The following is an 11,965-nucleotide window of genomic DNA, read 5'->3' as shown; positions in this document are numbered from 1 at the left end:
CAGCGTCATTCCCAAGCATCCCCCAATCGGTTCCCTCTCCCTCCGGGAGAGGGCTAGGGTGAGGGTAGCTTTTGAACGTTACGCTCAGCGTAATGATTCACCGCCCAGCTTGATTGATGCCCTCACCGCACACGCCTAACTTGGCTCCACGACAGCGAACCCCGTGGAGTGAGCATGACAACAACAATTTCCCCCGACTCGCGCTGGACGCGGCGGCGTGACGAGAAGCAGCGCCGGCTCGACAAGGTGCGCGGGCTGGCCGATGGCGCGGTGTTGCCCAGCGACAAGATCGTCGCCGCGCTCGAAGCGCTGATCCACCCAGGCGACCGCGTGGTGCTGGAGGGTAACAACCAGAAGCAGGCGGATTTCCTCTCGCGTTCACTGGCCAAGGCCGACCCGGCCAAGCTCCACGATCTGCACATGATCATGCCCAGCGTCGGCCGCTCCGAGCACCTTGATCTGTTCGAACGCGGCATCGCCCGCAAGCTCGATTTCTCCTTCGCCGGCACCCAGAGCCTGCGCATCAGCCAGTTGCTCGAAGATGGCTTGCTCGAAGTCGGCGCCATTCACACGTACATCGAACTCTACGCCCGCCTCGTCGTGGACCTGATCCCCAACGTTGTGCTCTCGGCCGGCTTCATGGCCGACCGCGCTGGCAACATCTACACCGGCCCGAGCACCGAAGACACCCCCGCACTGATCGAACCGGCGGCGTTCAGCGACGGTATCGTTATCGTCCAGGTCAACCAATTAGTCGATGACGTCAGCGAGCTGCCTCGCGTAGACATCCCGGCGTCGTGGGTCGATTTCGTTGTGGTCGCCGACAAGCCGTTCTACATCGAACCGCTGTTCACCCGCGACCCACGCCACATCAAGCCTGTGCACGTGCTGATGGCGATGATGGCGATTCGCGGGATCTACGAAAAACACAATGTGCAGTCACTCAACCACGGCATCGGTTTCAACACCGCCGCCATCGAACTGATCCTGCCGACCTACGGCGAATCCCTCGGTTTGAAAGGCAAGATCTGCCGCAACTGGACGCTCAACCCGCACCCGACGCTGATCCCGGCGATTGAAAGCGGCTGGGTCGAGAGCGTGCATTGCTTCGGCACCGAACTGGGCATGGAAAACTACATTGCCGCTCGGCCGGATGTGTTCTTCACTGGCCGCGACGGCTCGCTGCGTTCCAACCGCATGGTCTGCCAACTGGCCGGGCAATACGCGGTGGATCTGTTTATCGGCGCGACGTTGCAAGTCGACGGCGACGGCCATTCCTCGACGGTGACTCGGGGCCGTCTCGCCGGTTTCGGTGGTGCGCCAAACATGGGCCACGACCCGCGCGGCCGCCGTCACGGCACCCCGGCGTGGCTGGACATGCGCCACGCCGACGGGCCGCAACCGATGCTCGAACGCGGCAAGAAACTCGTGGTGCAAATGGTCGAGACCTTCCAGGAGGGCGGCAAACCGACCTTTGTCGAAACGCTCGACGCGGTGGAAGTGGCGAAGAAAAGCGGCATGCCGCTGGCGCCGATCATGATCTACGGCGACGACGTCACCCACCTGCTCACCGAAGAAGGCATCGCCTACCTGTACAAGGCGCGCTCGCTGGAAGAGCGCCAGGCGATGATCGCGGCGGTTGCCGGGGTTACCGCCATCGGCCTGCGGCACAACCCGAAAGACACCGAACGCATGCGCCGCGAAGGCCTGATCGCCTTGCCCGAAGACCTCGGCATCCGCCGCACCGACGCCACCCGCGAATTGCTCGCGGCGAAAAGCGTCGCCGATCTGGTCGAGTGGTCCGGTGGCCTGTACAACCCGCCCGCCAAATTCAGGAGCTGGTAATGCACGCATTCAACCTGCAAGCGAAACCGCTGTCCCTGGCTGACCGCTTGGCCGATCTGGCGGTGGACGCGCTGATCGACGAAGCCGATCTGTCGCCGAAACCGGCGCTGGTCGACCGTCGCGGCAATGGCGCACACACCGATCTGCACCTGGGCCTGATGCACGCGTCGGCGCTGGCATTGTGGCCGGCATTCAAGGAAATGGCCGAGGCCGCACAAACCATTGGCGAAGTCGGCTTACCGTTACGCGAAGCGATTGGCCGGATCGGTCGGGAAGGTGAGCAAGCCATGCTCGCGACGACCAACGGCGTCAACACCCATCGCGGCGCGATCTGGGCGCTGGGATTATTGGTGACGGCCGCCGCGCTGCAACCGAAATCCGTCGCCCTGTGTGCCGCCCGCCTGGCACTGCTCGACGACCGCTACGCACCGACACCGCTCAGCCACGGCGCACAAGTCGCCCAGCGTTACGGCGCACGCGGTGCTCGCGAAGAAGCGCAACTGGGCTTCCCGTCCGTGCTGCAACGCGGCCTGCCGCAACTGCAGAAAAGCCGCGCCAACGGCCACGGCGAGCAGAACGCCCGGCTCGATGCGTTGCTGGCGATCATGACCCAGCTGGCCGACACCTGCGTGCTCTACCGTGCCGGGGAAACGGGCCTGCACGCCATGCAGGCCGGCGCGCAAGCGGTACTCGATGCCGGCGGCAGCGCCAGCCTCAGCGGTCGCCGGCGCCTGCACGAACTGGATCAACAACTCATCGCATTGAATGCCTCGCCCGGTGGCGCCGCTGACTTGCTCGCGGCCACGCTGCTGCTCGATCGCATCGAGCGCGACGGCATTGTTCAGGGAGCGTTTTGATGGAAAGCCTATCGTTTGAATTCCCCGCCGGGCAGCCGCCACGCGGGCGGGCGCTGGTCGGCTGTGTCGGCTCGGGGGATCTGGAAGTGCTGATCGAACCGGGTCTGGCCGGCAAACTGACGATCAACGTGCAGACCTCGGTCAACGGCGCGCAGCAGCGCTGGCAACACCTGTTTGCGCGGATGTTCGACGGCACCACGCCGCCGGCGATGGCCATCGATATCCACGATTTCGGCGCGACACCGGGGGTAGTGCGCTTGCGTCTGGAACAGGGTTTCGAGGAGATCGGCCATGACTGACAGCGCAGCGTTGCTGAACAAACACAGTTTCGTCGAACTCGGCGCGCGGCAGCGGGCGCAAGCCTTGCTCGACGCCGGGACCTTTCGCGAACTGCTCGATCCGTTTCAACGGGTCATGTCGCCGTGGCTCGAGCGCCAGGGCGTAGTGCCGCAAGCCGACGACGGCGTGATTATCGCCAAGGGCCGCCTCGACGGTTTGCCAATGGTGATCGCGGCGATTGAGGGCGCGTTTCAGGGCGGCAGCCTCGGTGAAGTCGGCGGGGCGAAGATTGCCGGTGCGCTGGAACTGGCCGCCGAAGACAACCGCAACGGCATCCCCACCCGCGCCGTGTTGCTGCTGGAAACCGGCGGCGTGCGCTTGCAGGAAGCCAATCTAGGGCTGGCGGCGATTGCCGATATTCACGCGGCGATTGTCGATCTGCAGCAATACCAACCGGTGGTCGGCGTGGTCGCCGGCAGTGTCGGTTGCTTCGGCGGCATGTCGATTGCTGCGGCGCTGTGCAGTTATTTGCTGGTGACTCAGGAAGCACGCCTCGGTCTGAACGGCCCGCAGGTGATCGAGCAGGAAGCCGGGATCGAGGAATACGACTCCCGCGACCGGCCCTTCATCTGGAGCCTGACCGGCGGCGAACAGCGTTTCAACACGGGGCTGGTGGACCGTTATGTCGGCGATGATGTGGCGCAGATTCGTCAGCAGGTCGGTGAATTGCTCCAGCAAGGCTTGCCGGCAAAGCCGCGCAGTCAGCGCGCCGAGTGGTTCCTGCAACGCCTCGGCAAGCTGAACACTGACCAGCAAATCGAACCGTCGGTGGTTCGCGATCTGTATCAAGGAGAGCGCTCATGAGCGGTTATTCATTGCGCGGTTTGCACTGGTTCAATGCGCTCAGCGCTGGCGCCAGTGTCGTCGAAGGTTTGCCGCCGTCGTTGAAAGTCGCCGACGCTGAGCTCGGCCGCTTTATCGCCGTGGTCGCCGACCCGGACAATCGTTTTCCCCGCGCCCGCAATGGCGAGGTCGGTCTGCTCGAAGGCTGGGGGCTGGCCAAGGCTGTGGATGACGCGATCAGCGCCGACCGCGACAGCGCGCAGAAGCGCCCGATCATTGCCATCGTCGATGTGCCGAGCCAGGCGTATGGCCGCCGCGAAGAAGCCCTCGGCATTCATCAGGCGCTGGCCGGCGCGGCGGACAGTTATGCCCGTGCGCGTCTGGCCGGGCATCCGGTGATTGCGCTGCTGGTGGGCAAGGCCATGTCGGGGGCGTTTCTGGCCCACGGTTATCAGGCCAATCGCCTGATCGCCCTGCGCGATCCCGGCGTGATGGTCCACGCGATGGGCAAAGCCTCGGCGGCGCGGGTGACCTTGCGCAGTGTCGAGGAACTGGAAGCGCTGGCCTCGAGCGTGCCGCCGATGGCCTACGACATCGACAGCTACGCCAGCCTCGGTCTGCTCTGGGAAACCCTCTCGGTGCAGCAGATCGAACAACCGACGGCGGAAGATCTGGCGCGGGTGAGCGAGTGCCTGAAGCAAGCGATCAGCGATGTGACCAGCACTGATTTGAAAGGGCGCCTTGGTGCGGGCAATCGTGCCGCCTCCAGCCGCGTCCGCGAACTGCTGAGGGCGCAGTGGTGAACCTGCCCCTGGCCCACGATCTGCTCTGGGGCATGACCCCGGCGCAGTTGCCGGCGGATGCGCCGCAGTGGGCGATCGCGGCGCTGGCGGCCGGGCAACCGGTGGTGGTGCGCCGGGCGGTGAGTGCTGACGGTTTTGTCGCGGTCGGCGTTCGTGGTGTGTTGCGTGAACAACGGCTGGCGGCATTTATGGCGCTGGATTCGATTGCCTGTCGGGTCAGTCCCGAAGCCCTTTGTCATATTGAGTGCGAGCGAGATCTGCCGGTGATGCAGGCGCTCAAACAACTGCGGCCGATGCTCGATGACTGCTGTTGGGTCTGGGGTGTCAGCGGCAGTGTCGGGTTTGAATTGGCCAGTGGTTTCAGAGCAATGCATGCGGCCAGTGATCTCGATCTGATTCTGCGTGCGCCGCAGATGATCGGCCGTGATCAGGCGCGCGAACTGGTCGCGCTTTTTGATCAAACTGCGTGCCGGGTCGACATGCAATTGCAGACGCCGTTCGGCGCTGTGGCGTTGCGGGAATGGGCCAGCGGTTCGTCCCGAGTGCTGCTGAAAAATGCTTATCAGGCCTGTCTGGTGACGGATCCGTGGAACCCGCAGGAGCAGGCAGCGTGAGCAGCCTGTTGGTGTTTCCCGGCCAAGGCGCGCAGCAAGCGGGCATGCTCCAGCGTTTGCCAAGGGAAACGCTGGTCGAGGCCAGTGATGTACTGGGCGAAGATGTTGCGCTGCTGGATTCAGCCGAGGCATTGCGCACGACACGAGCGGTTCAGCTGTGCCTGCTGATCGCCGGTGTCGCTGCTTCGCGGCAGTTATTGCAGGATGAACTGACTGCGGATTACGTCGCCGGCCTGTCCATCGGCGCTTATCCGGCGGCGGTGGTGGCGGGGGTCTTGAGTTTCAGCGATGCGCTGCATCTGGTCAGTCTGCGCGGTGAGCTGATGCAACAGGCTTATCCACAGGGCTACGGCATGACCGCGATCATCGGCTTGCAGTTATCCACCGTCGAAACGCTGCTGGCGCAAGTGCACAGCGAAGATGCGCCGGTGTATATGGCCAACATCAACGCCGATAACCAAGTGGTGATTGCCGGCAGCGACAAGGCCATGCAAGCGGTGGCCGAACTGGCACGCAGTCGCGGCGCCGGAGTGGCGAAGCGGCTGGCGGTGAGCGTGCCGTCGCATTGCCCATTGCTGGAAAAACCGGCGCAGGCGCTTGCCGAAGCCTTCGCCAGGGTCGAACTTAAAACGCCACGGATCGGCTATCTCAGCGGCAGCCGCGCCCGCCCTGTGAGCAAAGTCGAAGCGCTGCGAGATGACCTCGCTTTCAACATGTGCCGCGTGGTGGACTGGCGCGGCACCGTGCAAAGCGCCTACGAGCGGGGCGTACGTCTACAGATCGAACTGCCGCCCGGTGCGGTGCTGACCGGGCTGGCGCGCCGGGTGTTCGAGCAAGGTACCGTCACTGCCTTCGACAGTGCCCGCCTCGATACCCTGCAAGCGCTGTTGCGCGAGGAGGGTGGCCGCCAACTCTAAAACCGCCGCGACTCAAGCTTCGAACAACAAAAACAACATTCGACGATGCACTTTGAGGACTACAACAATGATTATTTACGGTGTGGCGTTTCTCGCCTTCTGCACGCTGGTCGGAATCTGGGTCGGTGAACTGCTCGGCAAGCTGATCGGCGTGCCGGCCAATGTCGGCGGTGTCGGTATTGCGATGCTGCTGTTGATCGGCCTGGGCAGCTATCTCTACAAGAGCGGCTGGCTCAAGGGCAAGACCGAGCAGGGCGTGGAGTTCTGGAGCGCGATCTACATTCCCATCGTGGTCGCCATGGCCGCGCAGCAGAATGTCTACGGTGCGCTGAAGGGCGGGCCGATGGCGATTCTTGCCGGCACCCTCGCCGTAGTGATCGCTTTTGCCTTGGTACCGGTGCTCACACGCATGGGCAACAAGCAAGAGACACCGATTGCTCCTGCCAAGACTGCGGGGTAATCGCCATGTACGAATCAATGATGAAAGTGATCACCGGCTACGGTCTGATCAGCGGCTTTTTGATTGTCGGCCTGACCATGTGGGTGTCCTACTGGATGTCCAACACCTTCACCAAGGGCCGTCTGCACGGTTCGGCGATCGCCATTCTGCTCGGGCTGGTGCTGTCGTATATCGGCGGCGCACTCACCGGTGGGCAAAAAGGCGTGGTGGATATTCCCCTGCTGTCCGGCATCGGCCTGCTCGGCGGTGCGATGCTGCGGGATTTCGCGATTGTGGCGACGGCGTTTGGCGTGAGTGTCGATGAGCTCAAACGCGCCGGACTCGTCGGTGTGCTGGCGCTGTTTGTCGGCGTTGGCACCTCGTTCGTCGCCGGGGTCGGCGTGGCGATGGCGTTCGGCTACACCGATGCGGTGAGCCTGACCACCATTGGCGCGGGTGCCGTGACTTACATTGTCGGCCCGGTGACCGGCGCGGCGATTGGTGCCAGTTCCGAGGTGATGGCGCTGTCGATTGCGGCGGGGCTGATCAAGGCGATTCTGGTGATGGTGATGACACCGTTCGTGGCACCGATGATCGGCCTGAACAATCCGCGCAGCGCGGTGATTTTCGGTGGCTTGATGGGCACCTCCAGCGGCGTTGCCGGAGGCCTGGCGGCCACCGATCCGAAGCTGGTGCCGTACGGTTGCCTGACGGCGGCGTTCTACACCGCGCTCGGGTGTCTGCTTGGGCCTTCGCTGTTGTTTCTGGCGATGCGCGGGTTGATGGGTTAGTCAATTTAAGCTGCCCTCACCCTAACCCTCTCCCGGAGGGAGAGGGGACTGACCGAGTTGTTCTGGCGTTATACATCGACCTGAAATTTCTAAGTCGAACTCAGGTTCTGAAAAAGCCCCCGATCTGCTCCCTTTCCCCTCTACCCCTTGGGGGAGAGGGCTGGGGTGAGGGGGTAGCTCTTGATTTTGATCTTGATCTAAACCCCAGCCTGCCGATTGGCATACATCCGACACTCTGCCAGCAACGCCAGCAAATTCGGGTCACGCTCCTTGGCCTTGAGAAACACCACGCCAATGTGCTGCTGCAACCGGTACTTCTCCTGCAACGGAATCAGCTTCACCCGATTCTCGTACACCGCCGCAATCCGCCCCGGCAACAAGGCGTACCCCACCCCTGAGCTGACCATGCTCAGCAGGGTGAAGATGTCATTGACCTGCATCGCCACCTTCGGCTCGAACCCCGCTTGCTTGAATACCCGCACACCGTCCTGATGCGTGGCGAAGCCCTGGGTCAGGGTGATGAAGGTTTCATCGCGCACTTCCGCCAGATCGACTTCACTGCGCTGAGCGAATTTTGAATCCGCCGGGGTGGCGAGGAAGATGTCGTCGGAGAACAGCGCAATCTGTTCGCAGTCCGGATCGTTGATGCTGTCGTCCAGCGACACCAGAATCGCGTCGACTTCCATGTTTTTCAGCTTGTAGAGCAGGTCGATGTTCGAGCCGAGGATCAGGTCGATGTTGAGTTCGCTGCGGCGGATTTTCAGGCCCATGATCAGCTGCGGCACGGTCTTCACCGTCAGCGAATACAGCGAGCCGAGCTTGAAACGCTCGGCGGAGAATCCGGCGGCTTCGCGGGTCAGGCGCACGCTGTCGACGACGTCGTTGATCAGCTTCTGCGCACGTTCCTCCAGCACATAAGCGCTTTCCAGCGGCGTCAGGTTGCGTCCTTCGTGTTTGAACAGCGGGCAGCGCAGAGCATTTTCCAAAGAGTGAATGGCGCGGTGCACGCTGACGTTGCTGGTCTGCAGTTCAGCGGCAGCGCGGGCGAGGTTGCCGGTGCGCATGAAGGCGAGGAACACCTCGAGTTTTTTCAGGGTCAATTCTTCGTCGATCAGCATGGCGCGGACTCTTTTTTTTAATGCGCCGATTGTGCCCAATTCCCGCGGGCCGCGCAGGCGAGGTTGAACAGAAACATTGCGCTTTTACGCTCAAGGCCCGAGCCTTGCGCGCTGCGGTAACGAATGTGAGGTGAGCAATACATGTATCACGGGGAAAAACTCAACGCCTGGACCCATCTGGTCGGAGCCATCGCCGCGTTTATCGGCGGCGTGTGGATGCTGGTGATTGCCAGCCTCGACGGCAGTCCGTGGAAGATCGTCAGCGTAGCCATTTACGCCTTCACCTTGCTGGTGCTCTACAGCGCCTCGACCGTGTACCACAGCGTGCGCGGGCGCAAGAAAGCGATTATGAAGAAGGTCGATCATTTCTCGATCTACCTGTTGATCGCCGGCAGCTACACGCCGTTCTGTCTGGTGACGTTACGCGGGCCGTGGGGCTGGACGCTGTTCGGGATTGTCTGGGGGCTGGCGCTGATCGGCATCCTGCAAGAGATCAAACCGCGTTCCGAGGCGCGGATTCTGTCGATCGTGATTTACGCGGTGATGGGCTGGATCGTGCTGGTCGCGGTCAAACCGCTGATTGCCGCACTGGGCACGGCCGGGTTTGCCTGGCTGGCGTCGGGCGGGGTTTTGTATACGGTGGGGATTATCTTTTTTGCCCTGGATCACCGCCTGCGGCATGCCCATGGCATCTGGCATCTGTTCGTGATTGCCGGGAGTCTGCTGCACTTTGTCGCGATTCTGTTTTACGTCCTGTAAATGCAATCCCTGTGGGAGCGAGCCTGCTCGCGAAGGCGTCAGGTCAGCCAACACCTTCGTTGAATGAAACACCGCTTTCGCGAGCAGGCTCGCTCCCACAATAAATCTTCAGTGAACTCTGGTTTTGTGAACACCCTAGATCCAATGTGGGAGCGAGCCTGCTCGCGAAGGGGCCTTAGAAGTCACCCCACAGTTGCTGGGCCACCGCCAACGCCACCACCGGCGCGGTCTCGGTGCGCAACACGCGCGGGCCGAGGCGGGCGGCGTGGAAGCCATTGCCTTTGGCCTGCTCGACTTCGCCATCCGTCAACCCACCTTCCGGTCCGATCAGAAACGCCAGCGTCGCCGGTTTGGCATGGCTGACCAGCGGTTCTGCGACCGGATGCAGCACCAGTTTCAATTCGGCTTCAGTCTGCTTGAGCCAGTCCGCCAGCAATACTGGTGGATGAATCACCGGCACCCGTGAACGCCCGCACTGTTCGCAGGCACTGATCGCCACTTGGCGCCAGTGCAGCAAGCGCTTGTCGGCGCGTTCGTCCTTGAGCCGCACTTCGCAGCGTTCGCTGAAGATCGGCGTGATTTGCGTCACGCCCAGTTCGGTGGCTTTCTGAATCGCCCAGTCCATGCGCTCGCCCCGGGACAGGCCCTGGCCGAGGTGGATCTGCAGCGGCGATTCGACCTGTCCGGCGAATTGCTCGTCGATTTGTACAACCACGCGTTTCTTGCCGACGTCCACCAAGGACCCGCGAAATTCATGGCCGGAACCGTCGAACAACTGCACCGCATCGCCTTCGGCCATGCGCAACACGCGGCTGATGTAATGCGCCTGGGCCTCCGGCAGTTCGTGTTCGCCAGTGCTCAGCGGGGCGTCGATAAAGAAGCGGGACAGTCTCATTTCGGGTCTCTAAAAAATTGGCGCGTAGTCACTGTGGTGAAGAGCTTTTGTGGCGAGGGGATTTATCCCCGTTGGGTGGCGAAGCCGCCCCAAAATCTGCTCACGCGGTGAGTCAGGAGTACCGCGTGTGCTGATTTCACGACTGCTGCGCAGCCGAACGGGGATAAATCCCCTCGCCACAGGGTCCTTCTCGAACCTTTGGTATCGATCAGCCCGGGTCGCGGAATCCCGGATGGAAGTCTTTCGGCACCGCAACACTGACGCTGTCACGCGTAGCAATATCAATACCTTCACTGGCCACTTCGGCCAGAAAGTCGATCTGCTCCGGGGTGATCACATACGGCGGCAGGAAATACACCACGCTGCCCAGTGGCCGCAACAACGCGCCACGTTCAAGCGCATGTTGGAAGACCTTCAAACCGCGACGCTCCTGCCAAGGGTAGGCCTCTTTCGTGGCTTTATCCTTGACCATCTCGATCGCCAGGACCATGCCGGTCTGGCGCACTTCCGACACATTCGGATGATCCACCAGATGCGCGGTCGCCGAGGCCATGCGTTGAGCGAGGGCCTGGTTGTTCTCTATGACGTTGTCCTGCTCGAAGATGTCCAGGGTCGCCAATGCCGCAGCGCAGGCCAGCGGGTTGCCGGTGTAGCTGTGCGAATGGAGGAAGGCGCGCAGGGTCGGGTAGTCGTCGTAGAAGGCGCTGTAGACCTCGTCGGTGGTCAGGCACGCGGCCAGCGGCAGGTAGCCGCCGGTGAGGGCTTTCGACAGGCAGAGGAAGTCCGGGCGGATGCCGGCCTGTTCGCAGGCGAACATCGTTCCGGTGCGGCCGAAGCCGACGGCGATTTCGTCGTGGATCAGGTGCACGCCGTAACGGTCGCAGGCCTCGCGCAACAGCTTGAGGTAGACCGGGTGATACATGCGCATGCCGCCCGCGCCCTGAATCAACGGCTCGACGATCACTGCCGCGACGCTGTCATGATTCTCTGCCAGCGTCTGTCCCATGGCCGCGAACATATTGCGTGAGTGTTCTTCCCAGCTCATGCCGTCGGGCCGGCCGTAGCAATCCGGGCTCGGCACTTTGATGGTGTCCATCAGCAGCGCTTTGTAGGTCTCGGTGAACAGCGGCACATCGCCGACCGCCATCGCCGCCATGGTCTCGCCGTGATAGCTGTTGGTCAGGGTGACGAAGCGCTTCTTGTTCGGTTGGCCGCGATTGAGCCAGTAGTGAAAGCTCATCTTCAGCGCGACTTCGATGCAGGACGAGCCGTTATCGGCGTAGAACACCCGGTTCAGGCCTTGCGGGGTCATCTTCACCAGGCGCTCGGACAGCTCGATCACCGGCTGATGGCTGAAACCGGCAAGGATCACGTGTTCGAGTTGATCGACCTGATCCTTGATGCGCTGGTTGATGCGCGGGTTGGCGTGGCCGAACACGTTGACCCACCAGGAACTGACTGCGTCGAGGTAGCGCTTGCCTTCGAAGTCTTCGAGCCAAACGCCTTCGCCGCGCTTGATCGGGATCAGCGGCAGCTGTTCGTGGTCTTTCATCTGGGTGCAGGGATGCCACAACACCGCGAGATCGCGTTGCATCCACTGGTTATTCAGGCCCATTTACAGTCTCCTCGAGGCGGCTCGCGTCAGGCGCGGGCGAACAATCGCGCAAGCCTATGCAATGCATCGCGCGGGAACAACCCATTGTGTCGATTGAGCTACTTTGTCTGAGCCGATAGACGTCGCTGGCGGCGTTTTGATGGCTAACGTATTCTTCGCGGTTATTTGGGTCGTCTGACCCGCAAACTGC

13 protein-coding genes are annotated in these 11,965 nt (G+C 62.3%); 10 read left to right on the top strand and 3 right to left on the bottom strand.

The window, feature by feature from the left end:
- Positions 1-174: 174 nt before the first annotated feature.
- From mdcA to madM, 9 genes are all read left to right on the top strand, one after another.
- Complete coding sequence (gene mdcA, locus AB9L16_RS24270) at positions 175-1,845, top strand: malonate decarboxylase subunit alpha (protein ID WP_016772750.1); 1,671 nt, start codon at positions 175-177, stop codon at positions 1,843-1,845.
- The gene (locus tag AB9L16_RS24265; protein WP_375122814.1) at positions 1,845-2,702 is read left to right on the top strand and encodes a triphosphoribosyl-dephospho-CoA synthase; all 858 of its coding nucleotides are present in this window, start codon (positions 1,845-1,847) and stop codon (positions 2,700-2,702) included. Before mdcA ends, AB9L16_RS24265 begins: the two co-directional genes overlap by 1 nt.
- On the top strand, positions 2,702-3,001 hold the full coding sequence (locus tag AB9L16_RS24260; RefSeq protein ID WP_056786420.1) for a malonate decarboxylase subunit delta: 300 nt from the start codon (positions 2,702-2,704) through the stop codon (positions 2,999-3,001). The genes AB9L16_RS24265 and AB9L16_RS24260 overlap by 1 nt, the downstream gene beginning before the upstream one ends.
- On the top strand, positions 2,994-3,845 hold the full coding sequence (locus AB9L16_RS24255) for a biotin-independent malonate decarboxylase subunit beta (RefSeq protein WP_353188103.1): 852 nt from the start codon (positions 2,994-2,996) through the stop codon (positions 3,843-3,845). The genes AB9L16_RS24260 and AB9L16_RS24255 overlap by 8 nt, the downstream gene beginning before the upstream one ends.
- Entirely contained in the window at positions 3,842-4,627 is a 786-nt protein-coding gene (mdcE, locus tag AB9L16_RS24250) for a biotin-independent malonate decarboxylase subunit gamma (RefSeq protein ID WP_375122813.1), read from the top strand. Before AB9L16_RS24255 ends, mdcE begins: the two co-directional genes overlap by 4 nt.
- Positions 4,621-5,241: a malonate decarboxylase holo-ACP synthase gene (locus tag AB9L16_RS24245; protein WP_375122811.1), complete on the top strand. Its 621-nt coding sequence runs from the start codon at positions 4,621-4,623 to the stop codon at positions 5,239-5,241. The genes mdcE and AB9L16_RS24245 overlap by 7 nt, the downstream gene beginning before the upstream one ends.
- Positions 5,238-6,158, top strand: coding sequence for a malonate decarboxylase subunit epsilon (gene mdcH, locus AB9L16_RS24240; protein ID WP_375122810.1), 921 nt, complete (start codon positions 5,238-5,240; stop codon positions 6,156-6,158). Before AB9L16_RS24245 ends, mdcH begins: the two co-directional genes overlap by 4 nt.
- Before the next feature lie 67 nt (positions 6,159-6,225).
- Positions 6,226-6,618, top strand: coding sequence for a malonate transporter subunit MadL (gene madL / locus AB9L16_RS24235; RefSeq protein ID WP_016772756.1), 393 nt, complete (start codon positions 6,226-6,228; stop codon positions 6,616-6,618).
- 5 nt (positions 6,619-6,623) lie between these two features.
- Positions 6,624-7,388: a malonate transporter subunit MadM gene (gene madM / locus AB9L16_RS24230; RefSeq protein ID WP_024014642.1), complete on the top strand. Its 765-nt coding sequence runs from the start codon at positions 6,624-6,626 to the stop codon at positions 7,386-7,388.
- Positions 7,389-7,585: 197 nt separating this feature from the next.
- On the opposite strand, the gene AB9L16_RS24225 is transcribed toward madM, so the two are convergent.
- Positions 7,586-8,506, bottom strand: a complete 921-nt coding sequence (locus tag AB9L16_RS24225; RefSeq protein ID WP_056786436.1) for a LysR substrate-binding domain-containing protein — start codon at positions 8,504-8,506, stop codon at positions 7,586-7,588.
- Positions 8,507-8,647: 141 nt separating this feature from the next.
- Between AB9L16_RS24225 and AB9L16_RS24220 the strand changes: the two genes are divergently transcribed.
- Complete coding sequence (locus AB9L16_RS24220) at positions 8,648-9,265, top strand: hemolysin III family protein (protein ID WP_039757573.1); 618 nt, start codon at positions 8,648-8,650, stop codon at positions 9,263-9,265.
- Positions 9,266-9,440: 175 nt separating this feature from the next.
- On the opposite strand, the gene AB9L16_RS24215 is transcribed toward AB9L16_RS24220, so the two are convergent.
- Positions 9,441-10,160: a 16S rRNA (uracil(1498)-N(3))-methyltransferase gene (locus AB9L16_RS24215; protein ID WP_071172238.1), complete on the bottom strand. Its 720-nt coding sequence runs from the start codon at positions 10,158-10,160 to the stop codon at positions 9,441-9,443.
- A gap of 208 nt (positions 10,161-10,368) precedes the next feature.
- Positions 10,369-11,775: an adenosylmethionine--8-amino-7-oxononanoate transaminase gene (locus tag AB9L16_RS24210; RefSeq protein ID WP_375122809.1), complete on the bottom strand. Its 1,407-nt coding sequence runs from the start codon at positions 11,773-11,775 to the stop codon at positions 10,369-10,371.
- Positions 11,776-11,965 lie beyond the last annotated feature (190 nt).

It is taken from the genome of Pseudomonas sp. LW8, assembly GCF_041956865.1.
In the GTDB taxonomy this organism is placed as follows: domain Bacteria; phylum Pseudomonadota; class Gammaproteobacteria; order Pseudomonadales; family Pseudomonadaceae; genus Aquipseudomonas; species Aquipseudomonas siliginis.
The sequence above is the reverse complement of the archived record's forward strand: the minus strand, read 5'-3'. Positions and strand labels throughout refer to the sequence as shown.